The sequence below is a fragment of the Streptomyces sp. NPDC048603 genome (assembly GCF_043199475.1).
Lineage (GTDB): Bacteria > Actinomycetota > Actinomycetes > Streptomycetales > Streptomycetaceae > Streptomyces.
This window is the reverse complement of the sequence record NZ_JBICVY010000017.1, coordinates 53,810-76,004: the sequence shown is the minus strand read 5'-3', so window position 1 is coordinate 76,004 and position 22,195 is coordinate 53,810. Positions and strand designations below refer to the sequence as shown.

The following is a 22,195-nucleotide window of genomic DNA, read 5'->3' as shown; positions in this document are numbered from 1 at the left end:
CTGCGTTACCGGAGTTCTCCTTAGGGGCGGGTGGCGCGGGTGAGTCCCTGCGCCCCCGCCCCGCGAGACATCACGGCCTCGGTGACCTGCCGGTCCACGGCCTTGTAGTCGGCCCGCCCGCCGGTCCCGTCGCAGGAGGTGCACACCACGCGGAACGGCGGTCCCATGTCCGAGTACTGGGTGAAGTACTCGGCCTTCACCACCTCCCAGCGGCCCGGGTGCGCGGTGGACGGGTTCAGCGTGAACCGGGGGATGGAGGACTGGTTGCCGCGCTTCTTGTCGGCCGGCACGAAGCTGGCGACCTGGTCGCCCATGCCGAAGACCACCCAGGTGCCGTTGATCTTCTCGTACGGCTGAGGCACGTGGTTGTGCGTACCGATGATCAGGTCGATGTCCGGCAGGCCGTCGGTGCGGGCGGCGGTCAGGGCCTGGGCCAGCTCGCGCTGCTGCGCGTCCGGCGCGGTCTGCCACTCGGTGCCCCAGTGGATGCTGAGCACCACCACGTGCGCCCCGGCCGCCCGCGCCGCGCGCGCGTCGGCGAGGATCCGCTCCTTGTCGGTGACGTTCACCGCCCAGGGCTTGCCGGCCGGCAGCGGAATGCCGTTGGTGCCGTACGTGTACGAGAGCTGGGCGATCTTCGCGCCGCCTCCGGTGACCCACCCGGGGGTCCGGGCCTCCTCGGCGCTGCGGGCCGAACCGGTGTGCTTGATGCCGACCCGGTCGAGGTGCTCCAGGGTGCGGGCGAGGCCCTCGTAGCCGGCGTCCAGGGTGTGGTTCGAGGCCGTCGAGCAGCCGTCGTACCCCGCGTCCTTGAGGGCGTCGGCCAGCTGGTGCGGCGCCTTGAAGGTCGGGTAGCCGGTGTAGGGGCCGCCGGGCCGCCCGTACGGTATCTCGTGGTGGCAGAGGGCGACGTCGGCGCCCGCGACGACGGGCTTGACGCCCGCGAGTATCTTCCGGAAGTCGTGGCCCCTGCCGCCGGCGTCGTCCGCGGCGCGCTGGATGATCGACGGGTACGGAATGATGTCCCCGGTCGCCACGAGCGTGAACGGACGGGCGTCCGGCGGTGCGTCGGGCGCCCCCGCCTTGCCGGGCGACGGCTGCCCCGCCCCGAGCCGTTGCGTGGCCGTGGCCCCGTCCCCGTCGCCTATCCGCGGCAGCGCGAACACCGCACCTGCCACCAGGGCCAAGCCGCCCACCGCTGCCGCGGCCTTCACCGATGTCTTCATCAATCCCTCCGGGCCATCAGATGCCCACGGTCGTACATCGGTTCCCTTCCGGGGCTTCCGGTTCGATCGGCCTAGGGCGAGGTCAGGGTCAGGGCGGCGTCCAGGGCCTGGAGGAAGCGGCCCGTGGTGCGGCGGTCCCGGACCGCCACGCGGAGCCAGTCGGGGCCGAGCCCCGGGAACGTGTCCCCGCGCCGCACCGCGAACCCCAGCGCGCGCAGCCGCAGCCGGACCTCCGCCGCCCGCCGGACCCGGATCAGCACGAAGGACGCCTCCGCGACACCCGCCGAGGACACCTCCTCGAACTCCGCCAGCCCGGCGAGCAGGTGCGCCCGGTCCACGGAGATCTGCCGCGCCGCGGCCTCCGCTTCCGCCAGTGCCTCCGGTGACACGCAGGCCTCCGCCGCGACCAGCGCCGGCGTGGACACCGGCCACAGCGGCCGCACCCGTTCGAGCGCCGTGATCACTTCCGGTTCTGCCAGGACGTAACCGATCCGCAGGCCGGCCAGCCCCCAGGTCTTCGTCAGGCTCCGCAGGACGACCAGGCCCGGCACGTCCGTACGCCCCGCCAGCGCCTCCCGTTCGCCCGGCACGGCGTCCATGAACGCCTCGTCCACGACCAGGACCCGCCCCGGCCGGGCCAGTGAGGCCACGACCGACGCCGGGTGCAGGACCGAGGTCGGGTTCGTCGGGTTGCCCACGACCACCAGGTCCGCGTCCTCGGGCACCGCGGCGGGATCCAGGCGGAAGCCGTCCGCCTCCCGCAGCAGCACCCGTTCCACCCGGTGCCCGGCGTCCCTCAGCGCGGCCTCGGGCTCGGTGAACTGGGGGTGCACCACGACCGGCCGTACGGCGGCCAGCGCCCGCGCGATCAGGACGAACGCCTCGGCGGCACCCGAGGTCAGCAGCACCCGCTCCACCGGCAGCCCGTGCCGCGCCGCGACCGCCGCCCGGGCGGCCCGCCCGTCGGGGTACGCGGCGAGCGAGTCCAGCGAGCCCGCGATCCGCTCCTTGAGCCAGGCCGGCGGGGTGCCCGCCCGTACGTTGACGGCCAGATCGACCAGCCCGGCTCCGGCGTCCACCACCTCCGCGTCCCCGTGATGCCGCAGATCGTGCCCCTCCTCACCCACGGCGGGGCCACCACCCGCGGCCGGCCCGCCGGTTGTGGCGGGGTTGCCGCCCTCGGCCGGGGGCAGGTCGCCTGTGGTTCCGGTTCGGGCGGCATGGGCGTCGGTGCCGGCCGGTACCGGTGCTCCGGCGCGGGCGTCGGACCCGGCACCTGCCCCGGCACCTGCCCCGGCACCTGCCCCGGCAGGGGTACCCGCAGGGACGTCGGCCGGTGTGCGGGCAGCCACCGTGCGGGCCGCTGCTCGGGCCACCGCACAGGTCGCCGAAGGCGACTTCCGCTTCGGGACCAGGAGTTCACCGCCCCCGGCGAGGGCCGCGGCCTCCGCCACCGAGGGCGTGGCCACTGCCGCGGCGGCCGCCGAGGACGGGAGGCCCGGCACCGGCACCCGCGCCAGGTCCTCCGCCGGATACACCAGCAGCGGTACGCCGAAACGTTCCGCCGCGCCCGCGATCCCGGGCTCCCCGGCCTTCGCCGCGACGGTCGCCAGCGCCGCGACCGCTCCGGGCGCCAGCCCGGCCTGCCCCAGCGCCTCCTCGACCAGCTTGCAGACCTCCTCCACACAGACCCCGGCCCGGCCGCCGACCCCGACGATGACCCGCTCACTCTCGCCCATCCGGGGCCCTTTCTCCGTCATGTCCGTCGTCGAATGCGTATCCGCCGGAGCCCGGTCGGCCGTCACCCCGCGCGCGGACGTGCGCCCGCCGCCCGCAGTCTGTATGCAGGGGCACATGGCGGTGATCGTGGCTCTGGGCGCGTTCCTGATGACGCTGGCGGGCGGGTGGACGGCGCAACGCGTCACCGACCGCCGCCACCTCGTGCTCGGCCTGGCCGGCGGGCTGATGCTCGGCGTGGTCGGCCTGGACCTGCTCCCGGAGGCGCTGGAGGCCGCCGGCCGCCCGCTCTTCGGCGTACCGCTCGCACTGCTGCTCTTCGTGGCCGGATTCCTCGTCGCCCACGTCGTGGAACGACTGCTGGCGGTCCGTCAGGCGGCCCACGGGGCCGAGAACGGCGGACGGACCCCTCAGGTCGGCCTGACCGCCGCCGCGGCCATGGTCGGCCACAGCATCGCCGACGGCGTGGCCCTGGGCGCCGCCTTCCAGGTCGGCGGGGGCATGGGCGTCGCGGTCGCGCTGGCCGTGGTCACCCACGACTTCGCCGACGGCTTCAACACGTACACCCTGACCCGCCTCTACGGGAACGCCCGCCGCAAGGCCCAGCTGATGCTGTTCGCGGACGCGGTCGCCCCGGTCGTCGGCGCGGCCTCCACCCTGCTGTTCACCCTGCCCGAGGAGCCGCTCGGCGCGTACCTCGCGTTCTTCGGCGGGGTGCTGCTCTACCTCGCGGCCGCGGAGATCCTCCCCGAGGCCCACCACACCCACCCCGCCCTGTCCACGCTGATGTGCACGGTGGGCGGGGTGGCGGGCATCTGGCTGGTGGTGGGCATCGCGGAGTGAGCCCGTCGGCCCGGTCACGGCCGGGCTGACGCGTCGGCCGCAGCCGCAGCCGCAGCCGCAGCGAAGCGGGCCGCCACCGCCGGTTCCGCCGCCCAGTGCGTGTGCAGGTAACTGGCGTGCACACCGCCCTGGACGAAGCCCTCGACCCGGCGCTCCGGATGCGTGAAGCCCCACGCCGGAGTGGCCCCGGCGCCGGGCTCGACCACGGTCCGGTGGAACTCGTGCCCGCGCAGCCGGCTCCCGGCCGGGGCGAGTGCGCTGTCCGACACCGCGACGGCTTCGCGGTAGCCCAGCGTCAGCCGCTCCGACATCCGCGCGTCGGCGTCCAGCACCCCGCACATCGGCGTTCCGTCCAGGGAACGGGCCAGGTAGAGCAGGCCCGCGCACTCGGCGGCCACGGGGGCACCGCTCGCGGCCAGTTCCGCCACGGCCTTGCGCAGCGGCGCGTTCGCCGCGAGCTCGGGGGCGTACACCTCGGGGAACCCGCCGCCGATGACGAGCCCGCTCGTGCGCTCCGGGAGGTCTTCGTCGTGCAGCGGGTCGAAGGGCACCACCTCGGCGCCGGCCGCGGTGAGCAGTTCGGCGTGCTCGGCGTAGGAGAACGTGAACGCCGGGCCTCCGGCGACGGCGATGCGAGGCACCCCATCGCCCACTCGCTCGTCACCGGCACCGGGGGCCGCCCCGGCCACCGCGGCGGCGGGGTCCCACACCTCGCACGACAGCGGTGGCGCGCTGCGCGCCAGTGCCAGCAGGGCCTCCAGGTCGCAGCCCTGCCGGACCTGTTCCGCCAGCGCCCGTACGGAGGCCAGCGCGTCCGCGCGCCGCTCGGCGACCGGCACCAGCCCGAGGTGGCGGGAGGGCGCGGACACCTGAGGGGCCCGGCGCAGCACGCCGAGCACCGGCATGCCGGCCTCCTCCAGCGCCTCCCGGAGCATCACCTCGTGCCGGTCCGAGCCGACCTTGTTGAGGATCACGCCGCCCAGCCGCACCTGCGGGTCGAACGAGGCGAAGCCGTGCACCAGGGCCGCGACCGACCGGGACTGCGAGGAGGCGTCGACCACCAGCACCACCGGCGCCCGCAGCAGCTTCGCGACGTGCGCGGTCGAGGCGAGCTCACCGCGCCCGGCGGCCCCGTCGTAGAGGCCCATCACGCCTTCGACCACGGCCAGGTCGCAGCCCCGCGCCCCGTGCGCGAACAGCGGGGCGACCAGCTCCGGGCCGCACATGAAGGCGTCCAGGTTCCGCCCCGGCCGGCCGGTGGCCAGGGCGTGGTAGCCGGGGTCGATGTAGTCGGGTCCGGCCTTGTGCGGGGACACGGCGAGCCCACGCTCGGCGAACGCGGCCATCAGGCCGGTCGCGACCGTGGTCTTGCCGCTCCCCGAGGAGGGAGCGGCGATCACCAGCCGGGGGACGGAAGTCACCACTCGATGCCCTTCTGGCCCTTCTGGCCGGCGTCCATCGGGTGCTTGATCTTGGTCATCTCGGTCACGAGGTCCGCGAACTTGCACAGCTTCTCGGGGGCGTTCCGGCCGGTGATCACCACGTGCTGGGTGCCCGGACGGTTCCGCAGCACCTCGATCACCTCGTCGACGTCGATCCAGCCCCAGTGCATCGGGTACGCGAACTCGTCGAGCACGTACAGCCGGTGGGTCTCGGCGGCCAGGTCGCGCTTGACCTGCTCCCAGCCCTCCTTCGCGGCCTGCTCGTTGTCGAGCTGTGCGTCCCGCTGGACCCAGGACCAGCCCTCGCCCATCTTGTGCCAGACGACCGTGCCGCCCTCGCCGGAGGCGCCGAGCACCTTGAGCGCGTTCTCCTCGCCGACCTTCCACTTCGCCGACTTGACGAACTGGAACACCCCGATCGGCCAGCCCTGGTTCCAGGCGCGCAGCGCCAGCCCGAAGGCCGCCGTCGACTTGCCCTTGCCGGGCCCGGTGTGGACGAACACCAGCGGCCGGTTGCGGCGCTGACGTGTGGTGAGACCGTCGTCGGGGATGACGTTCGGCTGTCCCTGAGGCATTAAGCGGCCCTCCTGCGGGTCGGTTCGGAAACGGACGTACGGACGTGCTTGACGAGCCCTGCCAGCGAGTCGGCCCGCAGCCCGTCGAGGGTGACCGCCGGACCGCCCAGCTCCGCGGCGAGCGCCCCGGCCAGGCCCAGCCGTACCGGACCGGACTCGCAGTCCACGACCACCGAGGCCACGCCCCGGTCCGCCAGCAGCCGGGCCGAACGGGCCGCCGCCTCGCGCGGGTCCCCGCCGACGGCCCCCGCGGAGGTGGCCCGGCCGTCGGTGACCAGCACCAGCAGCGGCCGCCGCGACGGGTCGCGCAGCCGCTCGACGCGCAGAACCTCGTGCGCCTTGAGCAGTCCGGCGGCGAGCGGGGTGCGGCCGCCGGTGGGCAGCCGGTCCAGGCGGGCGGCCGCCGCGTCCACCGAGGAGGTGGGCGGCAGCGCCAGCTCGGCGCCCGGCCCCCGGAAAGTGATCATGCCGACCTTGTCGCGCCGCTGGTAGGCGTCCAGCAGCAGGGACAGCACGGCGCCCTTGACCGCGCTCATCCGCTGCCGGGCGGCCATCGAGCCGGAGGCGTCCACGACGAAGAGCACCAGGTTGCCCTCGCGGCCCTCGCGGGTGGCCTGGCGCAGGTCGTCCTTGCGGATCACCAGGCCGCGGCCGGACCGGCCGCGCGCCCGCTGGTGCGGGGCGGCGGCCTGCACGGTCGCCGCGAGGTGCAGCTTGCCCAGGTGCCCGCGCGGGCGCTCGGCCCCGGTGGTCCGGCCGTGCGCGGTCCGGGCCCGGGAGCGGCGCCCGGACGCGCCCTCGCCGAGCCCCGGCACGCTGAACATCCGGGTCCGGAACGGGTCGGCGGCGCGTACGGCGGCCTGGGTCGCGGCGTCGCCGGCCGGCTCGGGCGCCGGTTCGGGGGCCTCGCCCCGGGCGGGGGCCGGCTCCGGCTGCTCCGGAGCCCCGTCGGGCTGCTGCTGCTCCGGCTGCTCCGGGCCCGCCTGCGGCGGCACCCCGCCGCCCCCGTCCGGTCCGCCGTCACCGCCGCCGTCCGGACCGCCGTCGGGGTCCGGCTCCGGCTCCGGGTCGGGCTCCGGGTCGGGCTCCGGCTCCTCGTCGGGGAAACCGTCGAGGATCCGGTCGAGCATCTCCTCGTCCAGCCCCGGCGCGTCGAAGGGGTTGCGCCGCCGCCGGTGGGGGAGCGCCAGCAGAGCCGCCTGCCGGACGTCCTCCTTCCGTACGGCGCCGCGCCCGGCCCATGCGGCCAGCGCGGTCGCCGTCCGGGCCATGACGATGTCGGCGCGCATGCCGTCCACCTCGAACCCGGCGCACACGGCCGCGATCTGCAGCAGCGCGCCGTCACCGAGCCGGACCTGCGGCAGCAGCGCGCGCGCCGCGACCACCCGGGCCCGTACGTCCGCCTCGTCGCCGGCCCAGCGGGCGGCGAAGGCGGCCGGGTCGTCCTCGTAGGCGAGCCGGCGCCGGACCACCTCGACCCGCTGCTCCGGCTCGCGGGAGGCCGCGACCTCCACGGTCAGGCCGAACCGGTCGAGCAGCTGCGGACGCAGCTCGCCCTCCTCCGGGTTCATGGTGCCCACCAGCAGGAACCGGGCGGCGTGCCGGACCGAGACGCCCTCCCGCTCCACGTAGGAGGCGCCCATCGCGGCGGCGTCCAGCAGCAGGTCGATCAGGTGGTCGTGGAGCAGGTTGACCTCGTCCACGTAGAGGATCCCGCGGTGCGCGTCGGCCAGCAGGCCGGGCTCGAACGCCTTCACCCCCTCCGCCAGGGCCCGTTCGATGTCGAGCGCGCCGACGAGGCGGTCCTCGGAGGCGCCTACCGGCAGTTCCACCATCCGCGCGGCGCGCGCGGTGCCCTCGGCGGCGGCGTCGTGCGGGCCGTCCGGGCAGGCGGGGTCGGGTGCGTCCGGCGCACACGAGAAGCGGCACCCGCCGACGACCTCTACCTGCGGCAGCAGAGCGGACAGCGCACGTACGGCGGTGGACTTGGCGGTGCCCTTCTCGCCGCGTACCAGGACCCCGCCGACCGCCGGGCTCACGGCGTTCAGCAGCAGCGCCAGCCGCAGGTCGGTCTGACCGACCACCGCGGTGAACGGGTAGGACGTACTCACTTGCTCACTCCTTCGTACGGCATGGTCGTGGCGGGACATCCGCTGCGCGGGGCCTTTCCCCCACCTCGCCCTCTCCCGGAACCGGGGCTCCGCCCCGGACCCCGTCCCCGGTCCGGGGCGGAGCCGTCGTAGCGTGCCTGCGGGGCATCGGCGGCCGGTCGCGCAGTTCCTCGCGCCCCTGACGGGGCACAGCCCCCGTGGGCACGCGGGGACCCCGCGGAGGGCAGGCGCCGCAGATCCGGCCTCACGGCGCGCCCGGCGGCAGGAACGGCAGCCCGGCCGGGGCGCCCGATTCGATCAGCCGCAGCAGTGCGTCGGTGTCGGCGTGCTCCTCGATCAGGTCGCCCAGCAGGTCCAGCTGAGCTTCCCGCAGGGCGGCGAACGAGGTGTCCGGGGCGGGGACGAAGCGGCGCCCGGCGGCGGCCGCGACCTCGCGGAGGAAGGCGCGCCGGAAGCCGTCGGACTCCAGCGAGCCGTGCCAGTGCGTGCCCCACACCGAGCCCACCCGGCACCCGTCGAGGAACGGCTCCCCACCCAGCACCTCGGCCACGCCGTGGTGGATCTCGTACCCGTCGACGGTCTCGCCGAGCGCCGTGCCCGTCGGCCGGGCCAGGGTCTTCTCCCGGTCGAAGCGCACGCGCACCGGCAGCAGCCCCAGGCCGTCCACCACGCCCGCCCGAGACTCGACCTCGTCCTCGATCCGCTCGCCGAGGGCCTGGAAACCGCCGCAGATGCCCAGCACCGGGCGCCCCTCGGCGGCCCGCCGGGCGAGGGCGTCCGCCAGGCCGCGCTCCCGCAGCCACTCCAGCGCCTTCACCGTGCCCCGGGTGCCGGGAACGACGACCAGGTCCGCGTCCGACAGTTCCTCGGGGCGGTCCACGAAGCGCACCACCACGCCCGGCTCCGCCGCCAGCGCGTCCACGTCCGTGAAGTTGGACATCAGCGGCACCGCGCACACCGCGACCCGCAGCACGTCCTCGCCGGCCGGCGGGGCCACCACCGACTCGCGGACCGCCCCGCGCAGCGAGACGCGCAGCCCGTCCTCCTCGTCGATGCCCAGCCCGTGCCGGAACGGCAGCACCCCGTACGTCGCGCGCCCGGTGATCGACCGGAGCATCTCCATCCCCGGCTCCAGCAGGGACACGTCGCCACGGAACTTGTTCACCAGGTAGCCGGCGATCAGCGACTGGTCCCGCTCCGACAGCAGGGCCGTGGTGCCGAAGAAGGACGCGAACACCCCGCCCCGGTCGATGTCCCCGACCACCACCACGGGGAAGTCCGCGGCCCGCGCGATCCCCATGTTCACGATGTCCGTCCGGCGCAGGTTGATCTCGGCCGGGCTGCCCGCCCCCTCGCAGATCACGGCGTCATACGTGCCCCGCAACTGCTCCAGGCAGTCCGTGACCACGCCGAGCAGCTGCTCCTGACGCCCTCCGTGGTAGCCGCGGGCGCTCATCTCGCCCACCGGCTTGCCCAGCAGCACCACCTGGCTGCTGCGGTCGCTGCCGGGCTTGAGCAGCACCGGGTTCATCAGTGCGGTCGGCTCCACCCGGGCCGCTTGCGCCTGCATGGCCTGGGCCCGGCCGATCTCGGCTCCCTCCCGGGTCACGAAGGAGTTCAGCGACATGTTCTGCGCCTTGAACGGCGCCACCTTCACGCCCTGCCGCGCCAGCCACCGGCAGATGCCGGCGGTGACCACGCTCTTCCCCGCGTCCGAGGTGGTGCCCGCGACGAGCAGCCCCCCGCCCCGCTTGCCCGTCCCGTTCACCCGCGCCCCTTCCGTACCACTCGTGCCGCCAGCAGCCTGCCCGCCACGCACGCGCCCAGCGCCAGCCAGGTCACCTGCCGGGACAGCCGGACCGCCCGTTCGATGTCGGTGACCTCCACCGGACGCCCCGCCCCCCCGTTGAGCACCGCCCGGTGCTCGACCCGGCCGCCGTAGGTGAGGGTGCCGCCCATCCGGACGCCGAGCGCCCCGGCGAAGGAGGCCTCGACCGGGCCCGCGTTGGGGCTGGGATGGGCTGCGGCGTCGGTACGCCAGGCCCTGACCGCCCCCCGACGGTCAGGGCCGGCGAGTACGGCGGCCAGTGCGGTCAGCCGGGCCCCCGGCCAGCCCGCGAGGTCGTCCAGCCGGGCCGATGCCCAGCCGTAGTTCAGGTGGCGTGGCGACTTGTGGCCCACCATCGCGTCGAGTGTGTTCACGGCGCGGAACGCGACCAGGCCGGGCACCCCGGCGACGGCGCCCCACACCAGCGCGCCGACCACGGCGTCGGAGGTGTTCTCGGCGACCGACTCCACCACGGCGCGGGCGATCTGCTGCTCGTCCAGGGAGTGCGGGTCCCGCCCGCACAGGTGGGGGAGGCGTTCCCGGGCCACCTCGGTGTCACCGGCGGCCAGCGCCCCGCCGATCGCACGGGCCTCCCGGCCCAGCGAGGTGCCCCCGACGACGGCCCAGGTGGCGGCGGCGGTCAGGGCGATCCGGACGGCGGCGGGGCGGGAGCGCACGGCGCGGGCGGCGACCGCGCCCAGCGCCGCCGCGCCTCCGGCGCACACCGCGGAATGCAGTACGCCCCGCGAGCGCCGGTCGCGCCAGAGGGCGCGCTCCACGGCGGCGGCGGCTCGTCCGAAGGCGGCGACGGGGTGCCCGCGGCGCGGATCACCGAGGATCCGGTCACCGATCAGGCCCGCCGTCACGCCGTACGCGAAAACGCGGTCGGCACGCATGTGCAGGTATGTCCTCACTCAGGGTCCGCGCCCTGGTTCGACGTGTCCGGCGGCGAGAGTTCCTGGCTCCCGCGAGGCACGGGTCCGCGTACGGGTGTACGGGACGTGCTCCGCGGTGACAGTGGCGGGACCGCGCCGGATTCGCACCGGACTTCCTCTGCTGCCGCCGTGATGGCTCCGGCAGTCCACCACGCACCGCGATGGCCCGTCAACTCGCCGTTGACCTGGGGTGAAGGTGGGGCAGGGCATGCGAAAGCTCCCCCCGGGAGAACCGGGAGGAGCCAACGGTTGCGGCGGGTGCCGCGGGGGGTCAGACGACGATCAGGTAGATCCCGTAGGCCACGGCCGCGGCGCAGAGCGCGAAGGCGGCGTAGGCGCCGGTCCGGGCCAGGGTGGCGGTGCCGCCCTGCTCGGTGGCCGTCTCGTGCTTCGAGAGACCCATCAGGCCCAGGGTGAAGAGGGCGACCAGAAGGACGGTGGCGGAGAGGCTGACTCCGAAGACGGAGCCCAGGGCTGCCCAGTCGATCTTCATGCTGCGAAACCTTCTCTGCTGGTCAGACCGCGGCGGCCGGGGCCGTCGGGGTCTCGCCGGACGCGTGGGCGTTCGGGGCGGGGATGGTGGCCTTCAGGTCCTCGTCCGTGACCGCGGCGGTGGTGCCCGCCGGCGGGACGGCGACGGCCGCGATCGCGGTGGTGACCACGCCCGGCTCCTCGGCGTCGACCTCGTTGACGTTGTGGTGGTCGACGACCTGACGGCGGGAGATCAGCCAGATGGCGAGGCAGGAGCCGACCAGGAAGACGGTGACGGCGGCGACGCCGATGTCACCGATGCGCATGACGTACTCGGCGCCCGCGCCGACGGCGGCGGCGGCCGGCAGGGTCAGGCCCCAGGCGACGAACATCCGGGTCGCGGTGGACCAGCGGACCACGCCGCCCTTGCGGCCGAGGCCGGCACCCATGACCGCGCCGGAGCACGAGTGGGTGGTGGAGAGCGAGAAGCCCAGGGTGGAGGAGGCGAGGATGACGGACGCGGCCGAGGTCTGGGCGGCGAAGCCCTGCTGCGGCTGCAGGTCGGTCAGGCCCTTGCCCATGGTGCGGATGATCCGCCAGCCGCCCAGGTAGGTGCCGAGCGCGATGGCCATACCGGCGGAGACGATGACCCAGACCGGCGGGTTGGAGCCGGGCGCGAGCGCGCCGCCGGCGACCAGCGCCAGGGTGATGATGCCCATCGTCTTCTGCGCGTCGTTGGTGCCGTGCGCGAGGGAGACCAGGCCGGCGGAGGCGATCTGACCGGCCTTGTAGCCCTTGGCCGAGGTCTTCTCGCCGACGTTGTTGCCGAGCTTGTACGTGAGGCGCGCGGCCAGCATCGCGGCGACGCCGGCGACGATCGGCGCGGCCACCGCGGGGATGAGGACCTTGGTCACGACCACACTGCCGTTGACCGCCCCGATGCCGGCAGAAGCGACCGCGGCACCGATCAGGCCGCCCATCAGGGCGTGGGAGGAGCTGGAGGGCAGGCCGACCAGCCAGGTCAGCAGGTTCCAGAGGATGGCGCCGACGAGCGCGGCGAAGATCACCTCTGGCTGGATGCCCTCTTCGTTGACGAGACCCTTGGAGATCGTCTTGGCGACCTCCACGGACATGAACGCGCCGACGAGGTTGAGCACGGCGGACATGGCCACCGCCGTCTTGGGCTTGAGGGCGCCGGTCGAGATGGTGGTGGCCATCGCGTTGGCGGTGTCGTGGAAACCGTTCGTGAAGTCGAACACGAGAGCGGTGATGATCACGATCCCGAGGAGAAGCGTTATGTGCTCCATTTACCCAGGCTTCTGTTTGGCGTCAGTGGCTCGGCGAACGTAAGCAACCTAGGTGAACGAAAAGTGAACTGACTCGGGCTGCGCGGTGTACCAGCCAGGTTCGAGTTGGGGACGCTCGTCCTGATAGTGCCGCCAATCGACCGATTCGCGCACGTCAGCGAAGGGTGAACGGAACCTTTCCGGCGCGACGTCCGGCGCCCCGGACCCCCCTCCGGCCTTCCGGAAGAGACGCACATCACTCCAGGCCGGAGCCTTCTGGAGGCGCCCCTTCCACGTGTGTTCCGCTGGCCGGGCCCCACCCCGCCACCGAAACTGGAACGGTGCGCACCGCGACAGCGACGGCAGCCGCCGTCACCACCACCCTGCTGGGGGCCGGAGCCGCCGCCGTCGTGGCCGGGCGGTACGCCGCCGACGCCACGCTGCGGCCCGTACCGGGGCGCCCGCTCCCCGGCGGCCCCCGGCTCACCGTCCACTCCACCGCGCCCGGCCGGATCGCCCTGACCCGCTCCCTGGCCACCCTCCGCCCCGGCGTCCACGGACTGGACGCCCCCGGCGTGCACGCCGTGGTCGGCCGGGTGCTGCGGGACGTCCCGCACGACCCGGACACCGTGGTCCGGGAACTCGTCCGGATCACCCACGGCACCCTGGAACCCGGCACCCGGGTCCGGCTCACCCCGCAGGTCCACCTCGGCGACCCGCGTTCCGCCCTCGGGCTCGACCACGCCGACGTGGACGTCCCCGGAGAGCTGGGCGCCCTGCCCGCCTGGTTCGTGCCCGGCGCCCGCGACACCTGGGTGATCGCCGTCCACGGGCTCGGCGGCACCCGCGAGCACCCGATGGTGCTCATGCCCTTCCTGCACCGGCACCACCTCCCGGTGCTCGCCCTCGCCTACCGCGGCGACCTCGGAGCCCCCGCCTGCCCCGACGGGATCAGCCACCTCGGCGCCTCCGAATGGCGCGACCTGGACGCCGCCATCCGCTACGCGCTCCGCTTCGGCGCCCGCCGGGTGATCCTGCACGGCTGGTCGACCGGCGCCACCATGGCCCTCTACGCCGCGCAGCGCTCGGCCCTCGCAGACCGCGTCGCCGGCCTGGTCCTGGACTCCCCGGTGCTCGACCGGCACACCACCCTGCGCAACCTGGCGCTCGCCCGCGGGGTGCCCCCCGCCCTGCTCCCGCTGGCCGTCCGGGCCGCCGAGGCCAGGACCGGCCTGCTGGCCGACGACCGGAACCCGGTGGCCGACCCGGCCGCGCTGCGCATGCCCGTGCTGATCTTCTCCGGGCCGGACGACACGATCGCCCCGTGGGAGCCGGCCCGCCGGCTCGCCGCGCTCCGCCCCGACCGCGTCACCCTTTACCCCGTCCGTGACGCCCCGCACGGGGGAATGTGGAACGCCAACCCCTCCCGCTACGAGGAGGTGCTCCGGCGCTTCATCACCCCGCTCATGTGAGCCGGCCCCGGGATTCCCGCCCCCCCGGCCGATCCCGGGCCCCGCGCGTCGAGGCCCGGCCGGGCGCGCAGGGGGGAGGCCCCGCCCCCGCTGCGCGCACCGGGGGCGGGCGGCTTGTCCCGGTCTGTACCGTCCACCCCACCCCGCCCCACCAGCGGTAACGACCGGTTCCGTTTGGGCTTTCGGGCTGTGACGGGCGAGACTGATTCCGTGACGTCCCGAAAGCCTGATGAGCAGTTGGCTCGCGCTTCCAGACTCCGACTCGTCTCCCCGCGCTCCGTCGCCACCGCCCGCAAGGCGGTGACCGACCGGCGCACCCGCCCGGCCTCCCGGCCGCCGGAGGGGACGCCGGCCGCGCCCGAACTCGCGGACCGCGCGCGGGCGTCGCTTTCCGATGCCGTCAGACTGGCCCGCTGGGCCGAGCGCAACCTCCAGGACGGTGACGGATCGCGTCCCGGCCCGGCCGGCGCGCTGGCCGCCCGCGACGTCGAACGGGCCTCCGGCGAGCTCCGCCTGACGCACGGCCAGGTCCGGGCCGGCTGGGACCGCGCCCGGCTCGCCGGGCTGGTCGAGATGCACGGGGGCAGCGCCCGCCCCGGCTGGCGGCTGCGTGCCTGGGACCGCGACGACGCGGCCGTGCTCCGCGGCTGGGTCGCCCTGTTCGACGCCTGGTCACTGGTCCACCCCGCGCCCGCCGACATCGCCCCCGAGCCGGTCGCCGAGGTCGTCGAGGCGATGCCGCAGATCCTCTCGCTGCTCCAGCTCTCGGCCGGCCCGGTCGGCGTGCCCGCCCTGCTGGACCTGCTCGGCCAGCGCGTCGCCGAACTCCGCGAGGAGCGCTGCGAGGTCCCCTACGACGCGGAACCCGCGGCCGGACCGCAGTCCGCCCCGGCCGCCCCCGACGGCCGGACCGCCCCGCTGACCCGGCTGCTGCGCTGGGCCCTCGGCGGGCTCGCGGCCGTGGACGCCGTCACCCTCGGCCCCGCCGAGGCCGGACTCACCCCCCTCGGCAGCTGGGCCGTCTGGGTCAAGCTCGAGCAGATCTGCGTGGCCGCGCAGAGCCCCGCCGGGAACATCGAGCAGTCCGCCGCCGCGATGCTGCACGGCTGCGCCCGGCTCACCCCGGGCCCCGCCCGCGCCGAGTACCGTGCCTGGCTGGCCGCCCGGCCCGTCGGACACGCCGTCAGCGAGCTGCTGCAGGCAGCCCGCGGGGAGGACGCGCTGCTGCGCGGCCTCGCCTTCGAGGCCCTCCGGGTGGTCGGCGCCCCCGCCGAACCCGAGGTGCGTGCCGCCTCCCGCGAGCCCGCCCTGCGGCCCTACGCGCTGCTGTGGCTCGCCGAGCACGACGGGGCGGACCCCGAGGAAGCCCACGAGGTCCTCACCCCCGAGGAGCAGACCTGGCTCTGGGTGGACACCGCCGCGGCCATCGCCGACCACGGCGAGGCCGACCTGCTGGCCCGTCATCTCGACTCGGCGGTCCGCACCACCGTCCCCCGGCTGCTCGACGAGGTCCGGGCGGTCGGCCACCCCCGTACGGTCCAGGTCCTGGTCGCGCTGGCGGCCGCCCACCCCGACCCCTCGCTGGCCAAGGCCGTCCGGCGGGCCGCCTTCCAGGTCCACACCGGCGGGGTCTGAGGCGCCGCCTCCGCGGACCCCGCCGGACCGCGTGGCCGGACCGCATGCCGGGCCGCGTGGCCGGACCCGGACCGGCCCCGGTCCGGACGGCGGTCAGACCGTCGGCGCGTACGTGCCGAAGCTCCAGATGTTGCCCTCCGGGTCCCGCGCCATGTAGTCCCGGGAGCCGTAGTCCTGGTCGGTGGGCTCCATCAGGATCTCCACTCCGTGCTCCACGGCGCGGCGGTGGTGCGCGTCGACGTCCTCCACGACGACGTACACCCCCGTCGGGCCAGGATCCTTGCCCATCGCCTGGTCGAACTTGCTCCCGGTGCCGCGGCTGCCCAGCATCACCATGCCGTTCCCGTAGGACAGCTCCGCGTGCAGCACGGAGCCGTCGTCCCCCTCGTACACCGCGACCCGGTGGAAGCCGAAGCCCTCCGTCAGCAGCTTGATCGCGGCCCTGGCGTCCCGGTACGTCAGCGTCGGGCTGATGGACGGTGTGCCCGCCATGACGATCACTCCCTCTCCTGAACCCGTGAATGTGATCCGGGACACAGTCTGGCAGGCCCCGCCGACAGCCGGCCGACCCTGTGGACGGTCAGCGGAAGGTGTTGCACTGGGCCATGTCGCCCGTGCGGTAGCCCTGGTAGAACCACTGCTGCCGCTGCGCCGCCGAGCCGTGGGTCCAGTTCTCCGGGGTCACCCGCCCCTGGAGCTTCTCCTGGATGCGGTCGTCGCCCACCGCCGCCGCCGCGTCCAGGCCGTCCCGGATGTCCTGCTCGCTCAGCCGGGAGACCAGCGGCCGCCCCGTGGACCGGTCCGGGGTCGTGGTCGCGTTCCGCGTCCACACCCCCGCGTAACAGTCGGCCTGCAGCTCCACCTTGACGGCGTTGCTGGCCGCGCCGGTCCGGCCGTCCTGGGCCCGCTGCAGGGTCCCCAGCAGGTTCTGGACGTGGTGCCCGTACTCGTGCGCCACCACGTACGCCTGCGCGAAGGGCCCGCCGCTCGCGCCGAACCTGGTCTGCAGCTCCCTGAAGAACGCGAGGTCCACGTAGACCTTCCGGTCGACGGGGCAGTAGAACGGGCCGACCGCGGAGCTCGCCGTGCCGCACCCGGTGTTCACCCGGCCGCCGAAGACGACCGTCGTGGCCGGGCGGTACTGCCCGCCGCGCCGGCCGAACTCCTGGTTCCAGAAATCCTGGGTGCTCCTCGCCACGAACGCCAGCCGGCAGTCCTCCCGGGCGTTCGCGGCCGCCCCGGTCCCGCAGGCCCGCTGCACCTCCGAGGCGGAGGAGGCGGTACCGGACGGCTCCGTCTCGCCGGAGGACAGTCCCAGCTGGTCCGGCCCCACCCCGAACAGCAGAGCCATGACCAGGGCGATCAGCCCGACCAGGCCGCCGCCGATCGTGGCCTTCCCACCCGGGATGCGGTGGCCCCGCACGTCCTGGACGTCGGACGTGTCCACATTGGCGTCCTCGTCGAACTGCATCCCGCACCGCCCTCTGCTCCACGTGTCCGCCACTCCGGCGAGTGCCACGCCCTTCATCCTGGTACCTGCACATATCGCACGAGCTGCGGCGAGGGCCGAACGGGGGACGAACGGACACTGCGCCGCCCCGGCGGCACCACCGCCCCGGCGGTCCGGCTACGCTCGGCGGCCGTCCCGTCGCACCCCGCACGGGACGAGGGCCGCACACCCGTTCAGCGAGCACCCGGAGGCTCCGCATGACCACTCCGCCGGCCGTGCCCGGCCCCGGCCCGGCGCCCGCCGACGGCGCGGACGGCACCGCCCGCCCCGACACCGGGCACGATCCCGCCGGCCCCGGTGCCACCCCGGCCACCGCCGGAGCCGCCGCCCCCGCAACGCGCCGGCCGGCCCGCCGCCCGCCCGCCCTGCTCGCCGTCGCCGCCTTCCTCGCGGTCCTGGCCACCCTCCTCGCCGCGCTGAGCCCCGCCACGCCCTACGGCGACCGGCTCACCGCCCGCCCGCCCGCCGCCGGCCCGGCGGGCGCCGCGTACGAGCTGCCGCACCTGCAGCCGGCGTACCGGCTGACCCTCGACCGCGACGCGGTGCACGCCCACACCCCCGGCAGCGACCGGCCCGCCTGGACCTACGCCCGGGAGGGCCGCCGTCCGGTCGCCGTCCGCTCCGCCCCCGGCCACGCCTTCACGCTGTGGGACGACGGCATGGTCACCGACACCGTCCGCGAGTCGGGCACCGGAGACCCGGTGGTGCGCTGGCACCGCGCCGCCCCCGGCGCCGGCACGGACGGCAGCCTGGCCTCCCTCGGCGCGGACGGACGGATGCTCGTGGTGGTCACTCCCGCGCGGGCCCTCGGCTTCCGCGCCGAGGACGGCGACCTGCGCTGGATCGTCACCGCCCGCAAGGGCTGCGCCTTCCGTCCCGGCGAGGCCCCGCCGGCCGTCGACCGGCTGCTCCTGCTCGCCCAGGACTGCGCCGATCCCGACGTCCCCTGGACCCTCCGGACCGTGCCCCTGGGCGAGCAGGGCCGGATCAAGCCCCCGGCCGACCGGCGGCCCGAAAAGTAGTTGCGCGCCCCCGGTAGAATGACTCCCATGGCAAATCTCCTCGCGGATTAGCGGCGTCGAAGCCTCGCGTACCGCCACCCTTCCGCCGTCCACACCGCCCTGGAGTATTTCCGTGATCACCGCCACCGGCATCGAGCTGCGCGCCGGCGCCCGCATCCTCATCGAGAACGCGTCCTTCCGTGTCGCCAAGGGCGACCGCATCGGCCTGGTCGGCCGCAACGGCGCCGGCAAGACCACCCTCACCAAGTGCCTGGCCGGCGAGGGCCAGCCCGCCGCCGGCGCCATCAGCCGGTCCGGTGAGGTCGGCTACCTCCCGCAGGATCCCCGCACCGGCGACCTCGACGTCCTCGCCCGTGACCGGATCCTCTCCGCCCGCGGCCTGGACGTACTGATCAAGAAGATGCGGGCCAACGAGGACCGCATCGCCAACGGCTCCGGCGCCACCCGGGACAAGGCCCTCAAGCAGTACGAGCGCCAGGAGACCGAGTTCCTCACCAAGGGCGGCTACGCCGCCGAGGCGGAGGCCGCCACCATCGCGGCCGCCCTCGGCTTGCCCGACCGGGTCCTCGGCCAGCCCCTGCACACCCTCTCCGGCGGCCAGCGCCGCCGCGTCGAGCTGTCCCGGATCCTCTTCTCGGACGCCGACACCCTGCTCCTCGACGAGCCCACCAACCACCTCGACGCCGACTCGATCGTCTGGCTGCGCGACTACCTCAAGACCTACCGCGGCGGCTTCATCGTGATCTCCCACGACGTCGACCTGGTCGAGACCGTCGTGAACAAGGTCTTCTACCTGGACGCCAACCGCTCGGTCATCGACGTCTACAACATGGGCTGGAAGCTCTACCAGCAGCAGCGCGAGGCCGACGAGAAGCGCCGCAAGCGCGAGCGCCAGAACGCCGAGAAGAAGGCCGCGGCGCTGAACTCGCAGGCCGACAAGATGCGCGCCAAGGCCACCAAGACCGTCGCCGCCCAGAACATGGCCAAGCGCGCCGAGCGACTGCTGTCCGGCCTGGAGGCCGTGCGCGTCTCCGACAAGGTCGCCAAGCTGCGCTTCCCGGACCCCGCCCCCTGCGGCAAGACCCCGCTCACCGCCGAGGGCCTGTCCAAGTCGTACGGCTCGCTGGAGATCTTCACCGACGTCGACCTGGCCATCGACAAGGGCTCCCGGGTGGTCATCCTCGGCCTCAACGGTGCCGGCAAGACCACGCTGCTGCGCCTGCTGGCGGGCGCCGAGAAGCCCGACACGGGCGAGGTCACCCCCGGCCACGGCCTCAAGCTCGGCTACTACGCCCAGGAGCACGAGACCCTGGACCCGGACCGCACGGTCCTGGAGAACATGCGCTCCTCGGCGCCGGACCTCGACCTGGTCCAGGTCCGCAAGGTGCTGGGTTCCTTCCTGTTCTCCGGCGACGACGTGGACAAGCCGGCCGGGGTGCTCTCCGGCGGTGAGAAGACCCGGCTCGCCCTGGCCACCCTGGTGGTCTCCTCGGCGAACGTGCTGCTGCTCGACGAGCCCACCAACAACCTCGACCCGGCCAGCCGCGAGGAGATCCTCGGCGCGCTGCGCACCTACAAGGGCGCGGTCATCCTCGTCACGCACGACGAGGGCGCGGTGGAGGCCCTGGAACCGGAGCGGATCATCCTGCTTCCGGACGGGGTCGAGGACCTGTGGGGTCCCGACTACCGGGACCTGGTCGCCCTCGCCTGATCCGCCCTCGCCCGACCCACCGGACCGGCCCCAACGGGCCCGGACCGGCCCGAACGGGCCCGGATGGGGCGGTTCCGGCCGGTGCGTCCCGCTGATCCAATTCCTTCTGGATCATTCGGCTCACTGCTGATCCATCATCTGAGTGAGACGCTCTCGTACCCTCGCCAGCGGTCCCCGGACCCCGGCCGGGCACCTCCAGGTGCGCGGCCGGGGTCGTCTGTTTTCCGCGACGAGGTCCTGACCTGGAGATTTATTCCTGCATCCGGAGAATGTGACGGAGGTCATGCGGCGGAAGAGAAGATTCCGTTCTGCGCGGGCGTCCACTCCGCGGGAAATGCCGACGTACGGACCTTGCTGAATGGGTGGCCAGGAGGCCCGGGAGGGGTGATCATGAGAAGTCCAGAGCGCACTTCCCATGAGGAGGCACGGGTGGCCGAGACTCTGAAGAAGGGCAGCCGGGTGACCGGCGCCGCGCGCGACAAGCTCGCGGCAGACCTGAAGAAGAAGTACGACTCCGGTGCGAGCATCCGGGCGCTGGCCGAGGAAACCGGCCGGTCGTACGGGTTCGTGCACCGGATGCTCAGCGAGTCCGGAGTCACACTGCGCGGCCGCGGCGGTGCGACCCGCGGCAAGAAGGCGGCCACGGCCTGACACCGGCCGGGACCGCGGAAAGCCGAGGCAACAAGCAACCAGTGACCCCCGGTCGGCCACTGGGTCGGCTGGGTGGTTACTGTGCAGTCACTTAGTGGAGGCTGCACAGTAACCACCCGGAGGCCCAGATGGATCTGTTCGACAAGGACGGCGTACGGCTCACCGTCGACGACACGATCGCCACGGTGACGCTGACCAATCCGGCCAAGCGAAACGCTCAATCTCCCGCGCTCTGGCGGGCGTTGACGGAGGCCGGTCGGTCGCTGCCGGGCACCGTCCGGGTCGTCGTCCTGCGCGGTGAGGGCAAGTCCTTCTCCGCCGGCCTCGACCGGCAGGCATTCACCCCCGAAGGATTCGAGGGGGAGCCGTCCTTCCTCGATCTGGCGCGCGGTTCCGATGAACAGCTGGACGCCACCATCGCGGAGTACCAGGAGGCGTTCACCTGGTGGCGGCGGAACGACATCGTCACCATCGCCGCCGTCCAGGGCCATGCCATCGGCGCCGGCTTCCAGCTCGCGCTCGCCTGCGACCTGCGTGTGGTCGCCGACGACGTGCAGTTCGCCATGCGCGAGACCAGCCTGGGCCTGGTCCCCGACCTCGGCGGCACCCAGCCGCTGACCGCCCTGGTCGGATACGCGCGCGCCCTGGAGATCTGCGCCACCGGACGCTTCGTCCACGCGGAGGAGGCCGAGCGCATCGGCCTGGCCAACCTGGCCGTGCCCGGTGCCGAGCTCGACTCCGCCGTGCGTGACCTCGCCGCGGCCCTGCTGGCCGCCCCCCGCGAGGCAGTGATCGAGACCAAGGCCCTGCTCAGGGGCGCGGCCGGCCGCGGATACGACGAGCAGCGCACCGCCGAACGCGCCGCGCAGGCGCGCCGGCTGCGCGACCTCGCGGGCCTCGCCGACTGAGCCCCGCCGACCGGTCCGCTGCGCCCGCGGCACCGGTGCGCCCGGAGCACCGGCGCACCGGCGCTCCCGGTCGGCCTAGAAGCCGTGCCGGGAGCCGCCGTCCACCGGGAGCATGACGCCGGTCAGGTACGACGCCGCCGGCGAGAGCAGGAACGCCGCCGTGCGGCCGAACTCCTCCGGAGTGCCGTAGCGGCGCAGCGGGATGCGGGACTCGTTGGAGGCGCGGGCCGCCTCCGCGTCACCGGACAGCGCGTCCAGCTCGCGCACGCGGTCCGTGTCGATCCGGGCCGGCAGCAGGCCCACCACCCGGATGCCGCGCGGCCCCAGCTCGTCCGCCAGGGACTTCGCGAAGCCCGCCAGCCCCGGGCGCAGCCCGTTCGAGATCGTCAGCCCGGGGATCGGCTCGTGCACCGATCCGGACAGCACGAAGCCGATGACCCCGCCGTCGCCCAGTTCGGCGGCGGCCTCGCGGGCCAGCCGGACCGCTCCGAGGAACACCGACTCGAACGCCGCCGCCCACTGCTCGTCCGTGTTGTCCGCGGCGAAGCCGGGCGCCGGGCCGCCCACGCTCACCAGTACGCCGTCGAACCGCCCGAAGTGTTTCCGCGCGGCCTCGACCAGCCGCCGCGCCGACTGCGGGTCGGAGTTGTCCGCCGCGACACCCACCGCGTTCGGGCCGAGCTTCGCCGCGGCCTCCGCCGCACGCTCGGGGTCCCGGCCGCTCAGCACCACCTTCGCGCCGTCGGCGGTCAGTTCGCGTGCGGAGGCGTAGCCCAGCCCCCGGGTCGCCCCGGTGACGACGTAGACACGGTCCTTCAGTCCAAGATCCATG

Annotated in this window: 19 protein-coding genes and 1 riboswitch; of the genes, 7 read left to right on the top strand and 12 right to left on the bottom strand. The window is 74.4% G+C overall.

All coding sequences use genetic code 11. The features are described from left to right. Positions 1–20 precede the first annotated feature (20 nt). Positions 21–1,226: a CapA family protein gene (locus ACGFQ9_RS33190; protein WP_393579065.1), complete on the bottom strand. Its 1,206-nt coding sequence runs from the start codon at positions 1,224–1,226 to the stop codon at positions 21–23. Positions 1,227–1,297: 71 nt separating this feature from the next. Beyond that, complete coding sequence (cobC, locus tag ACGFQ9_RS33185; protein ID WP_393579064.1) at positions 1,298–2,965, bottom strand: Rv2231c family pyridoxal phosphate-dependent protein CobC; 1,668 nt, start codon at positions 2,963–2,965, stop codon at positions 1,298–1,300. A 115-nt stretch (positions 2,966–3,080) separates the two neighbouring features. Here cobC and ACGFQ9_RS33180 point away from each other — a divergent pair, with 115 nt between their 5' ends. Continuing rightward, complete coding sequence (locus ACGFQ9_RS33180; RefSeq protein ID WP_393579063.1) at positions 3,081–3,806, top strand: ZIP family metal transporter; 726 nt, start codon at positions 3,081–3,083, stop codon at positions 3,804–3,806. 14 nt (positions 3,807–3,820) lie between these two features. Here the strand turns inward: ACGFQ9_RS33180 and ACGFQ9_RS33175 are convergent, their stop codons facing one another. The 7 genes from ACGFQ9_RS33175 to ACGFQ9_RS33145 all read right to left on the bottom strand — a co-directional run bounded on the left by ACGFQ9_RS33175 (position 3,821) and on the right by ACGFQ9_RS33145 (position 12,475). After that, on the bottom strand, positions 3,821–5,227 hold the full coding sequence (locus ACGFQ9_RS33175; RefSeq protein ID WP_393579062.1) for a cobyrinate a,c-diamide synthase: 1,407 nt from the start codon (positions 5,225–5,227) through the stop codon (positions 3,821–3,823). After that, on the bottom strand, positions 5,224–5,823 hold the full coding sequence (gene cobO, locus ACGFQ9_RS33170) for a cob(I)yrinic acid a,c-diamide adenosyltransferase (RefSeq protein ID WP_393579060.1): 600 nt from the start codon (positions 5,821–5,823) through the stop codon (positions 5,224–5,226). Before cobO ends, ACGFQ9_RS33175 begins: the two co-directional genes overlap by 4 nt. Beyond that, entirely contained in the window at positions 5,823–7,934 is a 2,112-nt protein-coding gene (locus tag ACGFQ9_RS33165; RefSeq protein ID WP_393579058.1) for a putative cobaltochelatase, read from the bottom strand. The genes cobO and ACGFQ9_RS33165 overlap by 1 nt, the downstream gene beginning before the upstream one ends. 244 nt (positions 7,935–8,178) lie before the next feature. Beyond that, positions 8,179–9,702: a cobyric acid synthase gene (locus ACGFQ9_RS33160; RefSeq protein ID WP_393579057.1), complete on the bottom strand. Its 1,524-nt coding sequence runs from the start codon at positions 9,700–9,702 to the stop codon at positions 8,179–8,181. Then, on the bottom strand, positions 9,699–10,658 hold the full coding sequence (locus ACGFQ9_RS33155; protein WP_393579055.1) for a cobalamin biosynthesis protein: 960 nt from the start codon (positions 10,656–10,658) through the stop codon (positions 9,699–9,701). Before ACGFQ9_RS33155 ends, ACGFQ9_RS33160 begins: the two co-directional genes overlap by 4 nt. Positions 10,659–10,714: 56 nt before the next feature. Further along, positions 10,715–10,817: riboswitch (cobalamin riboswitch) on the bottom strand. Between the two features lie 151 nt (positions 10,818–10,968). Further along, a complete protein-coding gene (locus ACGFQ9_RS33150; RefSeq protein ID WP_393579053.1) occupies positions 10,969–11,190 on the bottom strand; it encodes a hypothetical protein in 222 nt (73 codons plus the stop codon). A 22-nt stretch (positions 11,191–11,212) separates the two neighbouring features. After that, positions 11,213–12,475, bottom strand: a complete 1,263-nt coding sequence (locus ACGFQ9_RS33145) for an anion permease (protein WP_393579052.1) — start codon at positions 12,473–12,475, stop codon at positions 11,213–11,215. Between the two features lie 320 nt (positions 12,476–12,795). On the opposite strand from ACGFQ9_RS33145, the gene ACGFQ9_RS33140 reads away from it, so the two are divergent. Then, a complete protein-coding gene (locus tag ACGFQ9_RS33140; RefSeq protein ID WP_393579050.1) occupies positions 12,796–13,926 on the top strand; it encodes an alpha/beta hydrolase in 1,131 nt (376 codons plus the stop codon). Positions 13,927–14,136: 210 nt separating this feature from the next. Beyond that, the gene (locus ACGFQ9_RS33135) at positions 14,137–15,561 is read left to right on the top strand and encodes a hypothetical protein (RefSeq protein ID WP_393579049.1); all 1,425 of its coding nucleotides are present in this window, start codon (positions 14,137–14,139) and stop codon (positions 15,559–15,561) included. 93 nt (positions 15,562–15,654) lie between these two features. Here the strand turns inward: ACGFQ9_RS33135 and ACGFQ9_RS33130 are convergent, their stop codons facing one another. Continuing rightward, a complete protein-coding gene (locus tag ACGFQ9_RS33130) occupies positions 15,655–16,053 on the bottom strand; it encodes a VOC family protein (RefSeq protein WP_393579048.1) in 399 nt (132 codons plus the stop codon). A gap of 88 nt (positions 16,054–16,141) precedes the next feature. Beyond that, positions 16,142–17,032, bottom strand: coding sequence for a neutral zinc metallopeptidase (locus ACGFQ9_RS33125; RefSeq protein WP_393579199.1), 891 nt, complete (start codon positions 17,030–17,032; stop codon positions 16,142–16,144). Positions 17,033–17,268: 236 nt separating this feature from the next. On the opposite strand from ACGFQ9_RS33125, the gene ACGFQ9_RS33120 reads away from it, so the two are divergent. The 4 genes from ACGFQ9_RS33120 to ACGFQ9_RS33105 all read left to right on the top strand — a co-directional run bounded on the left by ACGFQ9_RS33120 (position 17,269) and on the right by ACGFQ9_RS33105 (position 21,363). Then, positions 17,269–18,093: a hypothetical protein gene (locus tag ACGFQ9_RS33120; protein WP_393579047.1), complete on the top strand. Its 825-nt coding sequence runs from the start codon at positions 17,269–17,271 to the stop codon at positions 18,091–18,093. Between the two features lie 112 nt (positions 18,094–18,205). Next, positions 18,206–19,804: an ABC-F family ATP-binding cassette domain-containing protein gene (locus tag ACGFQ9_RS33115; protein ID WP_393579046.1), complete on the top strand. Its 1,599-nt coding sequence runs from the start codon at positions 18,206–18,208 to the stop codon at positions 19,802–19,804. Between the two features lie 429 nt (positions 19,805–20,233). Further along, complete coding sequence (locus ACGFQ9_RS33110; RefSeq protein ID WP_018518904.1) at positions 20,234–20,455, top strand: helix-turn-helix domain-containing protein; 222 nt, start codon at positions 20,234–20,236, stop codon at positions 20,453–20,455. A gap of 128 nt (positions 20,456–20,583) precedes the next feature. After that, on the top strand, positions 20,584–21,363 hold the full coding sequence (locus ACGFQ9_RS33105; RefSeq protein ID WP_393579044.1) for an enoyl-CoA hydratase/isomerase family protein: 780 nt from the start codon (positions 20,584–20,586) through the stop codon (positions 21,361–21,363). Positions 21,364–21,438: 75 nt separating this feature from the next. Here ACGFQ9_RS33105 and ACGFQ9_RS33100 read toward each other — a convergent pair whose 3' ends face one another. After that, positions 21,439–22,194: an SDR family oxidoreductase gene (locus tag ACGFQ9_RS33100; RefSeq protein WP_393579042.1), complete on the bottom strand. Its 756-nt coding sequence runs from the start codon at positions 22,192–22,194 to the stop codon at positions 21,439–21,441. Position 22,195: the final 1 nt, after the last annotated feature.